Origin of the sequence: Methylobacterium sp. E-065 (genome assembly GCF_022829605.1) — a bacterium.
Taxonomy (GTDB): Bacteria; Pseudomonadota; Alphaproteobacteria; order Rhizobiales; family Beijerinckiaceae; genus Methylobacterium.
The window spans coordinates 1-18129 of record NZ_JAKSYD010000255.1; the positions used below are offsets into that span (position 1 = coordinate 1).

Consider the following 18129-nt stretch of genomic DNA (forward strand, 5'->3'; position numbering starts at 1 on the left):
CAGCCCGCACGATCCCGGATCTCTGGGCGGAGATCCGTCAGGCATTCACGCGCTTCACTCCGCAGGAGTGTCGCAACTACCTCGCCGCAGCCGGCTACGAGGACGACTTGGCCGTCGCTACCTGACCGGGAACAGCTCTAGTTGCTGGGTCCGGCCTGCGGCGCGGATCGGAAACGAGATAGCTCGGCAACTCGGAGCGATCATGGGCGCCGCTCCGGCGGCGTCGAGACGTTGCCTCGGACATGCTGACTTCCTCGCTGCAGCAGGGAGGGCGAAGTGGGCAGGCCCGCCGCAGCGCGACGGGCCGCGGGATCGCTCAGGGTCTGAGCACCACCTTGATGCAGTTGTCCTTCTTGTCGCGGAACGTCTTGTACATCTCGGGCCCTTCTTCGAGCCCGGCCCGATGGGTGATGACGAAGGAAGGGTCGATCTGCCCTTCGTCGATGCGCTTGACGAGGTCGTCGGTCCATCGGTTCACGTGGGTCTGCCCCGTGCGGACGGTCAGTCCCTTGTTCATGAGGGCACCCATCGGCACCTTGTCGATGAACCCGCCATAGACGCCCGGGATCGAGAGGATGCCGGCGGGACGGCAGACATAGATCATCTCGCGCAGCACCGAAGCGCGGTCGCTCTCCAGCATCACAGCCTGCTTGACGCGGTCGTAGGCGTGTTCGAGCGCGCGTGGCGAATGCGCCTCCATGCCGACGGCATCGATGCACTTTTCCGGGCCCTTGCCGCCCGTCAGATCGTTCAGCCGCTCGACCACGCTTTCCTGGCTGTTGTCGATGGTGATGGCACCGCCGGCGCGCGCCATCTCCAGGCGCTCGGGTACGCTGTCGATGCAGACCACCTGCTTGGCCCCGAGCAGGAGCGCCGATCGGATCGTCATCTGCCCGACCGGGCCGGCGCCCCAGACCGCGACCGTATCGGTCGGCTGGATATCGGCCTGCACGGCCGCCTGCCAGCCGGTGGGGAAGATGTCGCCGAGGAACAGCACCTGCTCGTCGCTTAGGTTCTCCGGCACCTTGATGTGCGTCTTGTCGGCAAATGGCACGCGCACGTACTCGGCCTGCCCGCCCTGGTACCCGCCGGTGAGGTGGGTGTACCCGAACAGCCCCGCGGTGGTGTGCCCGAAGGCTTTGTCGGCGATGTCCTTGTTGCGGTTCGAGCGTTCGCAGACCGAGAAGTAGCCGCGCTTGCACTGGTCGCACTCGCCGCAGATGATCGTGAACGGGACGACGATACGTTCCCCTTTCCTGAGAGCGCCCTTGACGCCTTTGCCGGTCTCGACGACTTCGCCCATGAACTCGTGGCCCATGACGTCGCCCTTCTCCATGCCGGGCATGAAGTGGTCGTAGAGGTGCAGGTCCGAGCCGCAGATCGCGCAGGCGGTGACCTTGATGATCGCGTCGCGGTCATGCTCGATCTGGGGGTCCGGAACCGTATCGCAGCGAATGTCTGCAGTGCCGTGCCAAACCAGCGCCCTCATGGATCATCTCCTGATATGTGCTAAGTTTTCCGTCCCGAGAATGTTCAATATACTTGTCTGAAGTGAGCCTCGATCGGAATGGTTCATGGCTAGTTCGGAAATAATTCGATATTGGTGACACAAATCCCGACGTGTCACCTGGGCCATGACGCGCCTCTGCGATGAATATCGCGATTTTTACGAATTGGAGCCAACTAGGTTTTGCATAATTATTTTGTGTTCAGGTGTATTTTCATTAGTATTATTTGATATATCAAAGGATTAAATTCTGTCGTCACGAGCGGGCGCGGACGATGTCTGCATCGGCGCATGCTTGGACCATGACCGGTTTTGAGAAGCGACGACTGCTATTCATGTGGCCGAGTTGGGTCGCTGTCGGAATGGCTGCCCGGGGTGGATTTCTGCCCGTCCGCTTACGAGCGAAAAGGCTTAGAGGCGGACGGTTCTACCCCGCCTGATCACGACCGAGGCTGTGTCAGAACTCGGATGTCATCGCCCGCTGTGGCAAATTCTTCCCCGACGAAGCGTGACACCGGCATAGCGAACCTTGTGGCGCCCCTCAGACAGCCGCTTCGGGCATCGCTTATGAATAACGCGGAGATGTTTCTTCTACGAGCTCGCAATTCCCTTGGGTTTTGACACAGCCTCGGTCGGATGCGGAATGTCCGCTTCGGGGCGAAAGGTCAGGGTCCGCTCCCCACCCCAAGCCGAAGTTGCCTAGCGGGCCACGGATGACCGCTTTCAGGAAGCGCCGATGGCTGTCTGCACGACTGGCACGGGTCGGTTGGAGCCTGTCCGCTTTTCCAACCGACTTTCTCCGAAGCAGTCATTCCGCTTTCGGCCAAAACCGGACGTCAGCTCCTCCGGCAGCGACTGGACACGCCGGCAGTAGGTCGCGCCGACCTGCGTCAGAGGCGCGCGGCGTGGTACGCGACCGCAGGCGGACGCCAAGGCGCTGCTCGACCTGGCTCAAGCGCCGCGACAGCACGGAAGCCTCCCTCCCCAGCGCCTCAGCGGCCTTGGCGAAGCTGCCGGCCTCAGCGAGACCGCCACAAAGGCGGACAGCTCGTCCAGGCTGAACTGATCCGGCAATTCTCACATGGTCGGGTCCCGAGCCTTACGGCGCCGCCAGCCAGAAGGCATTGCCGGCCGCCTCGGCTTGCCGGATCAGGAATTCCGAGACCAGCCGGACCCGAGGCAGATCACGCGTATCCGCGTGGGCGATGAGCCAGTAAGCCCGGACGATGTGCACCGCCTCAGGCAGGATGGCGACGAGGTCTGGGCAACCGCGGGCCAAGAAATGCGGCAGGACGCCGAGACCAACGCCGCCGCGCACGGCCTCAAGCTGTGTGATGACGTTGGAGATCCGCACCTGCGGATGGATCGCCTGCGAGACCTGCGGGAGGTAGTTGAGCTCGCTCGTCCAAAGCAGGTCCTCGACATAGCCGACCCAGCGGTGGCGCGGCAGGTCGTCCACGGTCTGGATCGCATCCGCGGCCTCCGCGTAGCTTTGCGCGGCGTAGAGGCCCAGCGCGTAATCCACGAGCTTGCGAGCGAAGAGCCGGCCCGCTTCGGGGCGGGTCATGCCGACGGCGAGGTCGGCTTCGCGCTTCGACAGGCTGAAGCTGCGCGGGTTGGCCACCAGTTCGACTTCCAGCGCCGGTTGGGATGCGGAGAGCTCGGCGAGGCGCGGCGCAAGAAAATAGGTCCCGAAGCCCTCGGGCGTGCCGAGCCGCACGGTGCCGCTCACCTGCTGTGCGGTCTCATCCAGGCGCGAGCGCAACGTGATCGCCACGCTCTCCATGCGCTCCGCATCCACCAGAAGCCGCTCTCCGTCGCTAGTAAGGGCGAAGCCCGACGGGCGGCGGTCGAACAGGCGCGTGCCGAGGGCGCCCTCCAGGGCGGACAGACGGCGGCTCAGGGTCGAGTGGTCGATGCCCATCCGCTGCGCGGCAACCGTCAATCGCCCCGCTCGCACCACAGCGAGAAAGGCGCGCAGGTCGTTCCAGTCAAAGTCGGACATCGCGGGCTGCCGGGGCGCGAGGATTGGGGTTCGCGCACAACGCCTTTGCAATGCTTCGCATAGGCGTGCGCAAATCCGAATGATAATTCCGATCTCGCGACAAAGTGCAAACGCGGCGGGAACCGGGCCCGGATCCGGACCGACCGTGGATCGCCAAGGGAGATCGCGACATGTCCTTGTTTTCCAAGCTGCAGCGGCGCGTACAGGAGGGCCGACCGGTCCGGGTGGGCCTGATCGGCGCCGGCAAGTTCGGCTCCATGTACCTCTCGCAGGCGCCCCGCACGCCCGGGATCCACCTGATCGCGGTGGCCGACCTGTCACCCGACCGGGCGCGGCAGTCGTTGCGGCGCGTCGGCTGGGACGAAGCCCGCTTCGTGGCGCGCGGGATGGAGGAGGCCGCGCAGGGCGGAACCACCTTCGTCACCGAGGATGCCGACGCGATGATCGCGAGCCCGTTCGTGGATATCGTAATCGATGCCACGGGCAGCCCGGCTGCTGGTATCCGCCACGCGCTGAGGGCCTTCGCGCACGGCAAGCACATTGTGATGGTCAACGTCGAGGCCGACGTGCTCGCCGGGCCGCTGCTCGCCCGCCGGGCTGCGGAGGCGGGGGTGATCTACTCCATGGCCTCGGGCGACCAACCGGCGCTGATCGCTGAGCTGGTCGACTGGGCGCGCACGATCGGGCTGGAGGTGATCTGCGCCGGCAAGGGCACCAAGTACCTGCCGGCCTACCACGCCTCCACGCCCGAGACGGTCTGGGGCCATTACGGCTTCAGCGCCGAGCAAGTCGCGGGGGGCGACTTCAACCCGCAGATGTTCAACTCCTTCCTCGACGGCACCAAGTCGGCGCTGGAGATGGCCGCGGTGGCCAACGCCTGTGGCCTGACGCCACCGCGTGACGGCCTCGCCTTCCCGCCCTGCGGCGTCGACGACTTACCGAGCGTCCTGCGTCCCGTCGCAGACGGGGGCATCCTGGCCGATCGCGGCACGGTCGAGGTGGTCTCATCGCTGGAGCGGGACGGGCGGCCGGTGTTCCGGGACCTGCGCTGGGGCGTCTACGCGGTGTTCGAGGCGCCGAGCGCCTACGTGCGCGACTGTTTTGCCCAGTACGGCCTCAAGACCGACGACAGCGGCCGCTTCGCCGCCACCTACAAGCCCTACCACTTGATTGGCCTGGAACTCGGGATCTCCGTGGCCTCCATCGCGGTACGCGGCGAGGCCACAGGCGCAACAGGAGAATGGCGCGGCGACGTGGCAGCGACCGCCAAGCGTGCCCTTAAGGCCGGCGAGCGGCTCGACGGCGAGGGCGGCTTCACCGTCTACGGCAAACTGATGCCGACAGCCGATTCCCTAGCGCAGGACGCCCTGCCGATTGGACTGGCCCACAACATGGTGCTCAAGAACGATGTGCCCGCCGGCCGAGCCGTGCGCTGGAGTGACGTCGCCTTCGACGCCGACCAGGAGGCGATCTGCGTTCGGCGTGAGATGGAGACGCTGTTCCGGCAGGAGCTCGGCCTAGCCGACGCCGCGCGCAAGGTCGCCTGACCGAGCGCCGCGCCCCTGATCGCGCGCCGGCCCCGCCCGTAGCGGCGAGGCCGGCCAAGGTTTCGCAACATCGCGACCGAGCCCGCCAATGGGCCGATCGGAGGAAACGATGGATCACGCAGCCAGTATCGGCCTTAACGCACGCGTGGCGGAGACCAATGTCTACCGCAAGATCACGTGGCGGATCATGCCGTTCATCGTCGTCTGCTACCTGTGCGCGTATCTCGACCGGGTGAACGTCGGCTTCGCAAAGCTCCAGATGATGGCCGACCTCGGCTTCAGCGATGCCGTCTACGGCTTCGGGGCCGGAGTCTTCTTTATCGGCTACTTCCTGTTTGAGGTCCCTAGCAACCTCGCTCTGCACAGGCTCGGTGCCCGGGTCTGGATCGCCCGGATTATGATCAGCTGGGCGATCATCTCGGCCCTGACGCTGTTCGTCACAACGCCGGTTCAGTTCTACGTTGCGCGTTTCTTCCTGGGGCTCGCCGAGGCCGGGTTCTCGCCCGGCATCATGCTCTACCTGACGTACTGGTTTCCGGCGAAGAAGCGCGGCTTCGCTTTAGGCTTCTACTACATCGCGATCCCGCTCGCTGGCGTCATCGGCGGCCCTGTCTCGGGGCTGATCCTGGAGCACTTCACCGGCTCTGGCGTGATGAAGGCGTGGCAGTGGCTGTTCCTGCTGGAGGCAGCCCCCTCTCTGCTGGCCGGTATCGCCGTGCTCTTCCTGATGGTCGACAAGCCCGAGCAGGCCCCCTGGCTCACCGAGGCCGAGAAGGCAGAGGTGAGTGCCGAGCTGCGCCGGGAGGACGGTGACAAGGTCGTGCACGCATCATCTGTGGCCTTCCTCCGGGACGCGCGGATCTGGAAGCTCAGTGGCGTATACTTCATGACGATCATCGGTCTCTATGGGATCAGCTTCTGGCTGCCGTCGATTGTGAAGGATTCAGGCGTTAAGGACGTCGCGACGATCGGCTGGCTCTCGGCTATCCCCTATCTCGTCGCGATCCCAACCATCATCCTCACTGGCATCAGTGCCGACCGCACCCGACGGCGTCGGGCGCACTTCTCGGTGGCGCTGGCGATCGGTGCCGTCGGCTTGGCGCTTGCCGGCTATGTCGGTCAAAGCCCAGTTGCGGCAGTGGCTTGGCTGTGCGTTGGCACGGCCGGCATGCTCTCGGCGCTGTCACTGTTCTGGGGCGTGCCCTGCGCGTTCCTGGCGGGCACCTCGGCGGCGGCCGGCATCGCCACGATCAACTGCATCGGCAACCTCGCCGGGTTCGTCTCACCCTACATGGTAGGCGGCCTGAACGTGCTCACCGGCAATCCGGCGATCGGCCTCTACGCGGTGGCCGCTTGCATGGTGGTGGGAGCAGCGCTGATCCGGATCATTCCAGCCTCGCTGAGTGACCGATAGCCCACCGTCTAAGCTCGCTCGGCCCTACCCCGCCGGTAAGGCTGAGCGGCGACGGACCTTGACCGGCTACTACTGACTTCGTGTGTTAGCAGCTGCCGTGCGGCCGGATCGCTTCAGTTCCCTTAGCCCTACTCTAATGGAAGTCGCACCATGCTCGACGATCACGCCCACGACGCCTCGGTCAACCTCGGCCTGCCTAACGACGATACCGGCCGCAAGCGGACGTCGATCTACCAGCCCGAGCAGGCCGGCCTGATCTTCCCGGAGATGCCGGAATTCGCCAACTGCGCCGAAGAGCGCGAGTACCGCAAGAAGCACCTCGTGGCCGCCTGCCGCGCCTTCGCGATGCACGGCTTCGACTACGGCTTCGCTGGGCACCTGACGATCCGGGATCCCGAGCGTCCGGAGCTGTACTGGACCAACCCGATGTGCGTGCACTTCTCGCAGGTGCGGATGTCGAACCTGATCCTGGCCGATCACACGGGCCGGGTCGTCGAGGGGCATTATGCGATCAACCGGGCGGGCTTCGTCCTCCACGCCGCCGTGCACGACGAGTATCCTGAGGTCATGGCGATGTGCCACGCACACACGACATACGGCACCGCGTGGTGCGCCACCGGGCGGCCGTTGGACATGATCAGCCAGGATGCGGCAGCCTTCTACAACAGCCACGCGGTAATCGGCGCCTCGGCGGGTGCCGTGGCAGTGGAGAAGGAGAGCGGCCTATCTGTGGCCCAGCAGATCGGCCGCAACCGCGGCGTGCTGCACCAGAACCACGGCCTGCTCACCTGCAGCCGCCACAGTATCGACGACGCGGCCTTCTGGTTCATCGCCCTGGAGCGGGCCTGCCAGCAACAGCTCCTGGTCGAGGCGAGCGGGATCAAGCCGCAGCTCCTATCTGAGAAGACTGCCTGCTACAGCCGCGAGCATGTGGGCAGCGACTACATCGGCTGGCTGCACTTCCAGACGCTGTACAGCCACATCGCCGAGACACAAGCTGACATGTTTGCGTGAAAGCGACGGGCTGGCTTTGAGGCCGACCTCCGCCGCTGGTCGCATAGGTTGCCCCTAGAGTTCGATGCGGGGCACGATGGTCTGGCGGCTACGGTGCTGGTTAAGCTCCGCGATCACGCTGCTCCTCACGCGCTACGCCAGGCCGCGCTAGATAGCTGGCCCTGCGGTTCCGGTGAGGGAAATACATGGACGGCTTCTGGCCAGAAGTTGCCGAACTCGGTCCATTGGACTGCGTGGAAGCGGACGTTCTGAGCTTCCGCAAAGGGTCATACCACGACGTCGTAGTCCGCCAATTCGGGCAGCATCGCCTCAACGACGAAATCGACGAACGCCGTGGGTACGTCCAGGTAGAACTCGCGATCAGAGTAGGCACCGACGTGAGCGGGCAGCCCCCTCGCATCGAACCAAGAGGCCAGTCGCTCGAGGTCGGCTTTTGGGGTTTCGCTAAGAAACGAGATCTGCGAGCGCTCCCGGTCGTGATCCCGGTGCCCGGTGTCACTGCAACTGAACTGAAGATCCACGTCGGCCCCGGGCTGACGCAACCACACGGCGCGCTCAGTCCGTCGCAACTCGACGAACCTCAGCTGCCCGACGAACATGTCTACGACGGTTTGGAAATGAGCCGGGTTCACCCGGTTGGCGACATGGTTGAACCGCACGTCCCAGCTCCGTACCATCCTAGTGGGCAACGGCATAAGGGAGAGGTTTGAAGCCGTCGAGGAACTGATCGATAGGGGTTCGGGCTGCGGTTCAGCTAGGCCGAGCACCTGCCTTGCCGCGTCACCCCAGCCGAGCTTGGCCATAGGCGTCACTTCGATCATGATGAGACTTGAACGTGGGCAAACACCAAAACCCGGTCGGTGGCTTCTTCGACCCGGTTGAGCCGTTCGGAGGCGGGTTTAGGGGCTTCGACGGGCTGGTTGAAGGTTTTGGGCAACTGCACCTGGGCGCCGACGCCTTGAACCCGCTACCCACCCTGGAAAAAGCCCGTGCATCGTGTGCGTCCCGTGCAGGGCATCATCGCTTCGGCTGACGGGCCATGACGGTCGAGCCGTGATGCTGGTTGCTTGATTCCGCATCATACACGCCGCGACGAGCTGGCTATCGGTAGCAACAGCATTCACGCCGAAGCCAAGGATCGGGAGAGTGGGAGGGTGGCCCATCGTCAGCCTTCGTCTCGATCGCCGTCGTCATCAGCCGGCCAGTCCTCGTCCCATTCGGTGTTGGCATCGAGCTCGGCCTTACCGCGCGGCTGGGGTCGCATGACCTCACCGGGGTAAGGCGGATCGATCCGGGGCACTCTTGGCGCTGCGCGATGGGGCGCCACGTCAGTACTCGTCGGCGCGCATGATCGTGAGCACGCGGGTCGTGACCGCGGGGTCGGCTGGGTTTGGCGAGCCGCCGAGCAGCGCGCGATCGTAGGCGTCGATTTTCCAGAAGAAGCGCTCGCCGCCGACCTCGACCGCGCCGAAGTCGTGCTCGCCGTAGGGATCGTTGTTGGGATCAAAGCTGCTGAAGCGGCGTACGGCCAGCAGTAGGGCGATGCGGTCGGCCTCGGCCAGTTCGACCACGCCGGGCGTCTCGACCACCTGCCCCCCGGCGAAGCTGCGCCGGAAGGCATCGTTCAGGGCGCGCACGCGGGCGACCGGGTCGCCTCTTGGATCGTCGATGCTGCTCGGGGGCAGGTTTCGGTCGCCTGCGAGGCTTGAAGTTGCGTCGGTCACGGGCGGCTCCTGAAATGAAGAAGGGGCCCCGTGAGGGACCCCTGCGTGATGGCGGCGGGATGGATTTGGCGTCTTGCGCGGCGGGCCCCACATCGCGGGGCAAGCGAGTTTTGTTCGGGCGGCGGCGTCGCGAGCCTGGTGATCAAGGGTGACAACTCAAATATATAGGAATATAAACATAAAATCAAGCTCGTGGCCGGGGCGCGAGCGTGGAGGGTGAGCTGCCAACCACGGCGAAGGCGTCGAATTTCAACCGCCCCGCACGGGGTGCACGCGATGTGCGGGGAGATTTCGGGGGTGGGTGAGGCGCCAGCTGCGGCCCCCGGGGTGCAGTTGCCCAACCCCGATTTCATGCTCCCAAGCACTGGTTCGAAGCTTCCAAACGGCCCCCAGATCACACCGGCGAGCCTTTGCTTCGATTCGGAAGCAATATGGTCGACGCCAAAACGATCGTGCAGGCTAATAGCCAAGCTCTTCGACCATCGCGCGAGCCGCCGATCACGATCCTGGTGGTTGATCGGCAATCGCATTCGCAGTTGCGTTCGACCCAACCTTGTCGCCTGGGACCTAAACGGCGTTTCCTCTAAGCGGCCGTTCGTCGGTTGTGCGAAAACCTCGGCTATCCGAGGTTCTCAGTGCCATTTGCTGACTGGTGGCTGCCGAGAAATCTCGGGAGTACGCGGACTGACTGGCTCGCTCGGGCCGCAAGTAATTCGTTATCATCAAATCTGAAAAAATTTGCCTCGCACTGAACTCAGCTTTAGGGGTGTTTATTTATCATCCTTGTCATCTCTTTTTGTCTTTTTGTCCTTCTCATCCCTCTCTTTCCGGATAGCACTTAATCCCTCCACCATTTTTTCGAAAAAGATAAGTTCGTCCCGATCTAATTTCCGAAGTTCAATTGCAGTGGATGTTTGATCTTTGCCGATCAAATCAACACCTGAATAAATTGACATTGATTCTAGTACCTCCTTAGTTGGAATCGGTCCGATCTTACTTTCTCCAAACATGTGCAATACCGCGAGATTTTCTTCGCGATGGCGACGAACAGCATCATAGTATCGATAATCATCCATAGCCGAACGATATTGTCTAAGAAAAAATATAGCTACGAATTCAATAAAAAACAGGACTCCAAATCTAGGGAGCATTCCAACGAAACGATCAACTAAATCATGGGAGTTTGTGCTAGCGTCATTGTAGGGAATGGCGTAAAATATACCTAGCCCGGCAAACGCGATGAACGCCCCAGCCCTCAAGTAAACACCGGCGCGGTTATAGATTTTTTGAGCAATCTCGGCAGAATTTCGCGCGTGAGCTTCGAGCAGTGACCTTGGATTTGCCTCAGAAACACCGATGGGCCCTGTCGAACTAACATCCCCCGCGGATGAGACAATTATGGTTTTTCCAATAATTTGCGGCGAGCGATCTTCACTTTTGGCGGATTTAGAAACGTAGGTTATCGGGTAGTCGCCAAATATCTGTCTAAAAAAATACGGGATTATCAAGAAAACGAAGGATAAAATTGATGCTTTCAGAACTGCAGCAATATATACTGGAGGGTAGTATAAGCGATCAGATTGAGTAATGTCGGCCATTGAGTAAATGAATAGGGCGATCGAAAATAAAATCCATAGATTTATTTCTGACCGACCAGACCTAGTTTTAATTTTGCCGTTGGCATCTTCTGGGTTGGGTTCGAGTTTTGCATCTGGCGTTGCATCTATCGTACCTGAAGGATCCGTCTTATCGATGTTTTCCTCTTGCCGCGAATGCCTCTTAAAATTTGGTTCCAGCGCCATAGCTTGACCTTATAAAGCACAATTTTCGTTCTTATTTGAGTACAAGCGCACGTTCAGCATTCATGGATTGCTGAGCCTTCAACAGTGCAGTACCCCTCCCAATCCGCTTCAGGTGCCATAATGCGTCTGTCGCAGTTTTTCCACCTATTTCCAATTCCACATGAGAACAGTTCCATCGGGTTTGTCGTCCTCCACCATTCGCACACGATCATTCAGCACATCTAAAAAAGCTCTGCCAAATTCGCGTGCGTGTCCAAGCTCAGCGCAGACGACGGCAAACCAAACGACGCTCCGAATGTCCCGCAGGAGATCCGATGATGGTCGGTGATGGACCGCGATCAGACGGAACGGCAACGTCCGATTCTTCGAAACTGGACCCGGAAGCGGACCGTCTCAAAACTACCCCGAGCGGTCGCTCCGCTGGCGACCCATGCCAGCCGTACCGACGAACATCGGCGCTCTCCATAAGCGGACACCCGCCCGCTGGCCGGCGACGTTAGCTGCGGGTGGTTTGCTGACCTTCGCATTTCGCCCCAGGTGGGAAGAGGCCGCAATTCTCATCATTCATCCAACCAATAGTAATACATTTCAATATTATAAGATGCAGTTGATCGTGAAGTATTAAGTGAAAGACTCCGCAGCATTTGGCAATAAACTTAACCACTTTACTTATAATTAATCTTTAGACTTCTATCAATCAGGCTGCCAGTTGCTAAAAAGCAACGCTCATTTTTTCTGACGTTGCAGGCGTCTTTCCAGCAAATTTTGTATTGAAAAGACGCAACTCACGAGCGAACCTCCCGAGAGAAATATTCGGGGGCAGCCATGCATAAATTTACGGTTGTGGTCCTTTTTTTGAGCTCCTTGTCATTCCCAGGCTCCGCGCTTGCGCAAGACATAGCTGAAAAATTAGAGGTTCTGACCATATGCGACGGTGCTACCGGCAAATGCACGCCTAAAACGGATCGGCTACAACTAAAATTTGCGCGCATCTGCGATGGTGATAATTGCACACCTCCAGTGGATAGAAAGCAGATAGATGACACGAGCATCGCTTCCACAGTTATATTCAAAAATTACACACCGAGTCAGATCGATAAAATTTTAGATAACATAACACATTCAGCGCAAAATAATTAGCCCCGGTAAAATAACATGAGAAACTCTGCTTTTTGTTGCATCTTATCTGCATGTTTATCGTTTTCACTAGTTTGTTGCGGCACTTACGTGCCTGACATCAGAGAAACATGGGAGCCTGTTGCAATATCCAGAGAGATGGAACTTAGCATAAAACAACAAATATTTTGCGAGATAATTGACGCAGTGCGAATTGTAAATATCAGATATAAGATCCCGGAAACACCAAGTCAAAAGGCTATTCCGGACAATTATGGCGTCCAACTACAGTATTCACTAACAATTGATGAAAGCAGCGCCGTAAATCCTTCCGTAAACCTTACAAGAACAGTCCCAAGTGCTCGGATATTTGACGTTAGTATTGGACAGAATTTGGGGCTGACTACCGGATTGAATTTATCTTCGACAGCAACAAGAACAGACACTTTCTATTCTTATTATAATATTGGCCGTATTGCGGCTCCCGGGGCAAACTCATGGTGCCATGACTCATCTCAGAGAAGTTTAGATGGAAGTTCACCACTGTTAAAAGTCGATTTGGGAATTGAACGATACTTACTCGGAGCGGTATGGTCAGCAGCTGGCGTTCCTTCTTCTGAACCTCCAAAAGGTAAGAAGGACCTGAAGTTGGATGTTTACTCATACGAAATTAAATTTGTAGTACTTTCCAACGGATCTTTGAATCCGAGCATAAAATTAGCAAGTGTTTCTACAAATGGCGGCTCTCCGCCATTTTTAACGGGCGGTAGAACACGTACACACGACATGATTCTAACGTTCGGACCCAGCGAGATAATTCCTGGAAGCGGGATCGCAGGCCCAGCATATGTTGCGACACAAACACATTTCACCTCTCAGCTCAATCAAACACTTCAGTCTCTTCGAGGTCCCTCACTGTACTAAATTAATTTTTGAAAGATGAGTCGAGGCTGGAGACGCTGCCGGCACGTTCACTCGCCCAGCTGAAATAACTAGACGCAGAATTCTTACTTGAGGCTTGTTGAGCCTTGTGTCGAATAGATCCCGCCGAACGTCGAGCGTCCGCTTCTTGAGTTGGACGCTTGAATGCCGACGGGCAGGAAACCATCTGTGGACGCCCCCTCGGACGCAAGCGGTTTTTGGCGGGTGGCACGATGTCGGATGCTGCCATCTGTCCGGCCTCTCATGCAGCCGTTGGCTGCGGGCCCGTATGGGAGTTCGCGGACCGGAACCACTTCACCCAAGCGTGCTCGGTGGCACGTGGTTTTCGCCTAATTCTTCCGGCCCCGTCTCGCCGGCTGTTGTGCCATACCCTCCTTTGACCGACCTCGCGTCCCGACAGCCTCTGGTGCCGACCTCGGCTTTACGCCGCAGCCGCCACCGGAGCTTGGTAACTCCCGCCCTTCGCCAGAAGGGCCCAGACGATGCGGGCCATCTTGTTGGCCACCGCAACCGTCACCAGCATGCGCGGCTTACACGCCAGCATCTGTTCCAGCCACGAACCCTTCGGCGCCCCGCGTCGGCTTGCCTGATGCACGACTGAACTGCCCCCGATGATAAGCAGGCGCCGGAGCGTGCGCTCGCCCATCTTCGAGATCGCGCCAAGCTTCTGCTTGCCGCCGGTCGAGGCCGACAATGGACATGCGTGCGCGCTCCGGGCGGAGGCCGGTGAAAGGGAGGGGGACGGGGCGGCCAACCTCCGGGGACGGAACGCCCCGGAGGCAGGGTCGCGATGGGTTGCGTTCGGACGGGCCGCCCGGGGGCGGCGACCGGTCAGGGCTTCGGGATCAGAAACTTCTGCGCCACAGCGGCGTCGGGCTTGCGCCCGGGGATCGTCGCGCCGGCGGCGCCCGACAGGACCGCCGCGGCGTCCTGGATCACCGCCGGGACGACGCGATAATACTGATGCCCGAGCGTCGATTTCAGATTGTCCGCGACCTCCGAACAATCGACCCAGAAAACGTCCTTCCGTACCGCGCCAGACGAGTCGAGGATCGGGAACGTCGCCGGTCCCTTCCGTCCCAGCTCCTCGCTCTTGTTCTTCGGGTGATCCTTCGCAAGCTGCAACGGAACATCGAATTGATTGGTGTAGATCGTCATCGACTTCTTGAACATCGCCAAGGCGGGTTGAAGCTTCCTGGCGTCGTCGATGGCCGTGTAGCTCTCGTCCGCCGCGAAAAGCAGGATGTGGTCGAAGAACCGCGTGAGCTTCGTCTGGGTTTGGACGTCGAGGGCCTGAATGGTCGAACTCAGCACCCTGTTGCCCATCGAGTGGCAGACCAAGCTCAGCCGCGGGGGCACCGCCATCTTGGCGACCCCGGCGAGTAGGTCGAGGAGGAACTGCGCGGCCGCCGTCCCGGACCCGTAGGCGTGGTCCCAATCGTCCCCGTACCGCCAATGGCTGCCGTAGGACGGCCACGAGAAGAACAGGTTGGCCTTGGATCCGTAGCCGGCGGCCACGACCCTGGCGATGGGGGCGACCTCCTTGAACTCGAAAGCGTAGCCGTGAATGTACACGAGGGACTGGAGGCCTGGATCGGTCGAGGCGGCCTGAACCCGGCTGGCCTCGTCAAGGAACGACTCGATCATCTTCTGCGGATCGACCTTGACCCCCGTGATCGCGGCGCCGCCGGCTGCGGGGCGCCCGGCGATCGCATCGTCCAGCGACCGGGTTGGGGCGAATTGCGCAATGCCGGCGTAGTAATTCCGGTCGTTGGGAGCCCAACCAAATTCTGGCCCGAATTCGTCGTGGTCTCCGATCATGTTCCTGTTGGTGCCGTAATGCAGCGTGACTGTACTGCCGGCCTGCGCCTGCAGTGATTCACCCGTCGATCCCGAACTGCCCCCATTCTCGGCCAGACCACCGTCGCGGGTCGCCGCCGGCATCACGTTGTGCTCGTCGCTCATCGGGCAATTTCCTCCGCTGATTATTGCATGCTTCACCAACTCATGGGGCGAATCAGCATATCACCGATTTGATTTGCCGGTAAATTCTCAGATCTGAAATGTTCGCGCCATTGCAGTGCGAAGATTTGCAGCGCGGCATCGTCGCGCGACGGGGCGATTGCGACCCCACGGCCGGGCGAGGGGCTTCACGCCTCCAGCGCCGCGGTCTTCTCCCCGCCGGCCTTCACCCCACCGTGAAGATAATCCTTGCCGATGTTGCGGTTGCCGTGCCGGACCTTCGACCCGTCCGGGAAGATCACCGTGTCCTTCTCGAACACGGTGGTGTTGCCGCCGACGGTGACCGTCTTGCGGGCGCCCTCCCAGAGCTCCGTCACCGTGTCGTTGACAAAGATCAGCGCTCGCGCCGCCATTCTCGAGCTGGCGCGGATCCGCCTCGCGCCCCTGTTCGAGGGCCCCGGCGACCTCGACGCCGTGCCGGACTGGCTGCAGGACCTGCCGACCCCGGCCATCGCTCGGTCGCTCGGCTTCCTGCCAACGATCGTACGTCCGGTTTACGGAGAAGAGCCGCACATGATCCAGGTGTCCGAGTTGGGCGCATTTCAGACATGGCGTTTCGCGCGCCCAGTAGCTCGTCGGCCGGCAACACGCATTGAGCCGCCGGCCGCCCTCCATGGTGGTTGATTAGGCTTCAGCCGCAGCCGCGGCGTTCGGGTGCAGCAGCGCCATTTCGTCCCGTCGGCGCATCAGCATCGGCAGATCCGGCCAATCGCGCCACTGCAGCGTGAACTCGCCGCCGGGCTTCGAGGCGACGACCACGGCCTCGTACCAGCCGTCCTCCTCGCCTTCCGTGATCAACACCAAGCTCCCGATCGCAATGCCCGCCCAGCTACGGGGGTATCGAGGATCAGCCGGGCCTGACCCGCCAAATCCGCCACCGTCGCCGTCGCCGTCGGCGGGTTTCTCGGGGCTTTGCGCAGCCAACCTGATGGTGGTCGTGTCTGATCCGACCAGTCCTCCGGCGAGGGCCTGTAAGCGCTCGTAGACCTCCTTGGCGACGAACGGAACGAAGGCACGGCCCGAACTGAACACCCGGCCCTGTGGCAGGTCGGTGGCTGCCGAACGCTGAGCGTCGTCGCACAGCACGAGGGCCCGGAACCCGATGGTCGCGGCAGCCTGCGTTGCTAGGCTCACGTCCGGGGTAGGAAACCAAGCTGCGTGAGGCTTGCCGCCCTTGTCGGCGCCGAACACGACAAGGGCCGGCGTCGGCTTGGCGAGCGGGCTTTCAGCGGGAGTGAGTGCGCCTTTGGTTTTGGTAGCGGTGGCTGCGGTCATGGCGTGCTCCAGAAAAGCGAAGGGGGCCTCTGATGAGGCCCCCTCGGGATGGCTGCAGACGGTTGAAGCTGGCGCGGCAAGCCGGGCGGTGACGCTTGGCGGTTCGGCGTCAGCGTGGGTGGTGGGTGCCTCATAGCGGCCCTCGATGTAGGCCACGAAGCGACGGCCCATCGCCTAGCTATCAGACTTTATTCCTATTGTCAATGCTCGCCTAAAATTCGCAAGCAGCTGGCGATCCAAAATTGATCCCTTGGATTCAACGGTGAACGCCGTTTCCATCCTTCGTCAGCAGCACGAAATGTCGCGTCCGGGTTACCTATTTTATAAGGGCCTACGACTGGGCTGGTGGTTTCGTAAAGGTCCGCTCAAGGTCGAGTTATCAGTAGCAGACACTGACGTCACGCACACTCACGATCTTTAGTAAAGCAGAGAACGTACACATCCGAATACTTGATAAAACAGCATCGGGCATCTGAGCCGATCGTCATAGGATTTACTGAGAGGGTCCTTACGGGGAAGCACTCTTCTAGGCGATCTGCACGGTCTGAAGCCTCAAGCTTATTCAGCGGCTTGGTCTCCTAGGTACAAGCAGTGAAACCGGAAAAACCGCCAGCGCGTGCAGCCGCGGCAATTGATAGATTAATGCCCGTCCGTCTCACATTGGCGAGATATGGTGCGCTTCTACGTGTCGTTTCCATCCGCCGGTGCGTCTCGTTTGGACCCATAACTGCTGCGTTCCAAGTCCGGAAATAAACACTCATTCCTGAAAGTCAAACAATCGCTGCTACCCAGTACAAACGCTTTGTTGAGATGTTCTTCACATGGCAAAAAGCGGGCACGCAGTAGCGTCCGCCTAATTTAACGGATTGCATCCGAATGATAAGAGAGAGTACGATTCAAAATTTATATTTCTTACAGCAACTTATTTTTATTATGGGTGTGATTTACCATCCAGAATGGATCTTTATATTTGCTCGGCTTTTTAAACCCGCCCAAGAAATATTTCATAAAGCAGTATTGTTCATAAGCATTGAACCAAACAACAGCAAAGCTTGCGGCACAAGATGATATTGAAACGTAATAAGCGACATTGTATAACTTTAAATTAGATGTGGGAATGTCATAGACTAGAATAAAAGAGAATAGTATAGCTCCAGCCAAACTTTTAAACAAATAATACGGCAAAAGCGCGGCTTTATAAGAGTTTCTGTACGTTAAATTTAGACCAAAGCCCGACAGTGTCGTTTCGCTCTCGGGTATGCCAATAATCTTCTCAATTTTTAGCGTTAGCCTACATTTCCTCTCCAATGCGAACAGCGTAAGACAACTGTAAAGGGCGCTCTGGATTACGGCTAAATTAATTAAACCTGCGCTTAAAAAGAAGACGTATGGCATATATTGAGATGTGAAAACGTCACTTTTTGCAAGGCTGAAACCCAAAATACCTACTACTATCGTTGCCGCAACCGCAATGATTTTTTGATCTGCTTCTGAGTAGCCAGCTATGCGGTCGTTCACATATTTATATTCGGAATTTAGAAAATCAATTTGTAGCTTTTTCTGCTTGTCAGCTTCTGTTATGATATCCAGCTTTTCTGCTAGAGAAATACCCTTATATATACTGATCGGCCCCCACAGGGTGGTCCAAGGTTAAAGTTAGTGCGCAGTAGGCCGCTCCACCACGGTTAGCTTGGCCGGCGGAGCTGGTCGGGCGAGCGCAGCCGGCCAAGCGGTGAAGGCTGGCATGAACACCTCTGGTGC

General features: G+C 59.6%; 16 protein-coding genes and 2 pseudogenes. 7 read left to right on the forward strand and 11 right to left on the reverse strand.

Annotated elements, in window-relative coordinates:
* Positions 1 to 125: pseudogene (locus MKK84_RS29620) on the forward strand (IS630 family transposase); the annotation flags it as partial.
* A 191-nt stretch (positions 126 to 316) separates the two neighbouring features.
* On the opposite strand, the gene MKK84_RS29625 reads toward MKK84_RS29620, so the two are convergent.
* The 3 genes from MKK84_RS29625 to MKK84_RS29635 form a co-directional block, all read right to left on the reverse strand.
* On the reverse strand, positions 317 to 1489 hold the full coding sequence (locus MKK84_RS29625; RefSeq protein WP_243925700.1) for a zinc-dependent alcohol dehydrogenase: 1173 nt from the start codon (positions 1487 to 1489) through the stop codon (positions 317 to 319).
* A gap of 826 nt (positions 1490 to 2315) precedes the next feature.
* Positions 2316 to 2588, reverse strand: coding sequence for a LysR family transcriptional regulator (locus tag MKK84_RS29630; RefSeq protein ID WP_313899381.1), 273 nt, complete (start codon positions 2586 to 2588; stop codon positions 2316 to 2318).
* Between the two features lie 18 nt (positions 2589 to 2606).
* On the reverse strand, positions 2607 to 3512 hold the full coding sequence (locus MKK84_RS29635; protein WP_243925704.1) for a LysR family transcriptional regulator: 906 nt from the start codon (positions 3510 to 3512) through the stop codon (positions 2607 to 2609).
* Positions 3513 to 3682: 170 nt separating this feature from the next.
* On the opposite strand from MKK84_RS29635, the gene MKK84_RS29640 reads away from it, so the two are divergent.
* The 3 genes from MKK84_RS29640 (at position 3683) to MKK84_RS29650 (ending at position 7487) form a co-directional block, all read left to right on the forward strand.
* Positions 3683 to 5059, forward strand: coding sequence for an NAD(P)H-dependent oxidoreductase (locus MKK84_RS29640; protein ID WP_243925706.1), 1377 nt, complete (start codon positions 3683 to 3685; stop codon positions 5057 to 5059).
* A 109-nt stretch (positions 5060 to 5168) separates the two neighbouring features.
* Complete coding sequence (locus MKK84_RS29645; protein ID WP_243925708.1) at positions 5169 to 6473, forward strand: MFS transporter; 1305 nt, start codon at positions 5169 to 5171, stop codon at positions 6471 to 6473.
* A gap of 150 nt (positions 6474 to 6623) precedes the next feature.
* Positions 6624 to 7487: a class II aldolase/adducin family protein gene (locus MKK84_RS29650; RefSeq protein ID WP_243925710.1), complete on the forward strand. Its 864-nt coding sequence runs from the start codon at positions 6624 to 6626 to the stop codon at positions 7485 to 7487.
* A gap of 266 nt (positions 7488 to 7753) precedes the next feature.
* Here the strand turns inward: MKK84_RS29650 and MKK84_RS29655 are convergent, their stop codons facing one another.
* Complete coding sequence (locus tag MKK84_RS29655; protein WP_243925712.1) at positions 7754 to 8308, reverse strand: hypothetical protein; 555 nt, start codon at positions 8306 to 8308, stop codon at positions 7754 to 7756.
* Positions 8309 to 8316: 8 nt separating this feature from the next.
* Between MKK84_RS29655 and MKK84_RS29660 the strand changes: the two genes are divergently transcribed.
* On the forward strand, positions 8317 to 8520 hold the full coding sequence (locus MKK84_RS29660; protein WP_243925714.1) for a hypothetical protein: 204 nt from the start codon (positions 8317 to 8319) through the stop codon (positions 8518 to 8520).
* Positions 8521 to 8815: 295 nt separating this feature from the next.
* On the opposite strand, the gene MKK84_RS29665 is transcribed toward MKK84_RS29660, so the two are convergent.
* Together MKK84_RS29665 and MKK84_RS29670 are read right to left on the reverse strand one after the other, a co-directional pair.
* On the reverse strand, positions 8816 to 9172 hold the full coding sequence (locus MKK84_RS29665; protein WP_243925729.1) for a DUF3768 domain-containing protein: 357 nt from the start codon (positions 9170 to 9172) through the stop codon (positions 8816 to 8818).
* An 809-nt stretch (positions 9173 to 9981) separates the two neighbouring features.
* Entirely contained in the window at positions 9982 to 11013 is a 1032-nt protein-coding gene (locus tag MKK84_RS29670; RefSeq protein ID WP_243925716.1) for a hypothetical protein, read from the reverse strand.
* Between the two features lie 1227 nt (positions 11014 to 12240).
* On the opposite strand from MKK84_RS29670, the gene MKK84_RS29675 reads away from it, so the two are divergent.
* Positions 12241 to 13053 carry a hypothetical protein gene (locus tag MKK84_RS29675; RefSeq protein WP_243925718.1) on the forward strand — a complete coding sequence of 271 codons (813 nt, stop codon included), beginning with the start codon at positions 12241 to 12243 and terminating at the stop codon, positions 13051 to 13053.
* Positions 13054 to 13492: 439 nt separating this feature from the next.
* Here the strand turns inward: MKK84_RS29675 and MKK84_RS29680 are convergent.
* From MKK84_RS29680 to MKK84_RS29690, 3 genes and pseudogenes are all read right to left on the reverse strand, one after another.
* Positions 13493 to 13768 (reverse strand): annotated as a pseudogene (locus MKK84_RS29680) (IS110 family transposase); the annotation flags it as partial.
* A 134-nt stretch (positions 13769 to 13902) separates the two neighbouring features.
* A complete protein-coding gene (locus MKK84_RS29685) occupies positions 13903 to 15036 on the reverse strand; it encodes an alpha/beta hydrolase (RefSeq protein WP_243925720.1) in 1134 nt (377 codons plus the stop codon).
* 185 nt (positions 15037 to 15221) lie between these two features.
* A complete protein-coding gene (locus tag MKK84_RS29690) occupies positions 15222 to 15410 on the reverse strand; it encodes a hypothetical protein (RefSeq protein ID WP_243925722.1) in 189 nt (62 codons plus the stop codon).
* Position 15411: 1 nt separating this feature from the next.
* On the opposite strand from MKK84_RS29690, the gene MKK84_RS29695 reads away from it, so the two are divergent.
* Entirely contained in the window at positions 15412 to 15717 is a 306-nt protein-coding gene (locus tag MKK84_RS29695; RefSeq protein ID WP_243925724.1) for a hypothetical protein, read from the forward strand.
* On the opposite strand, the gene MKK84_RS29700 is transcribed toward MKK84_RS29695, so the two are convergent.
* Entirely contained in the window at positions 15718 to 16368 is a 651-nt protein-coding gene (locus MKK84_RS29700) for a hypothetical protein (protein WP_243925726.1), read from the reverse strand. It abuts the gene before it with no gap.
* 912 nt (positions 16369 to 17280) lie between these two features.
* Positions 17281 to 17886 carry a hypothetical protein gene (locus MKK84_RS29705; protein ID WP_243925728.1) on the reverse strand — a complete coding sequence of 202 codons (606 nt, stop codon included), beginning with the start codon at positions 17884 to 17886 and terminating at the stop codon, positions 17281 to 17283.
* Positions 17887 to 18129: the final 243 nt, after the last annotated feature.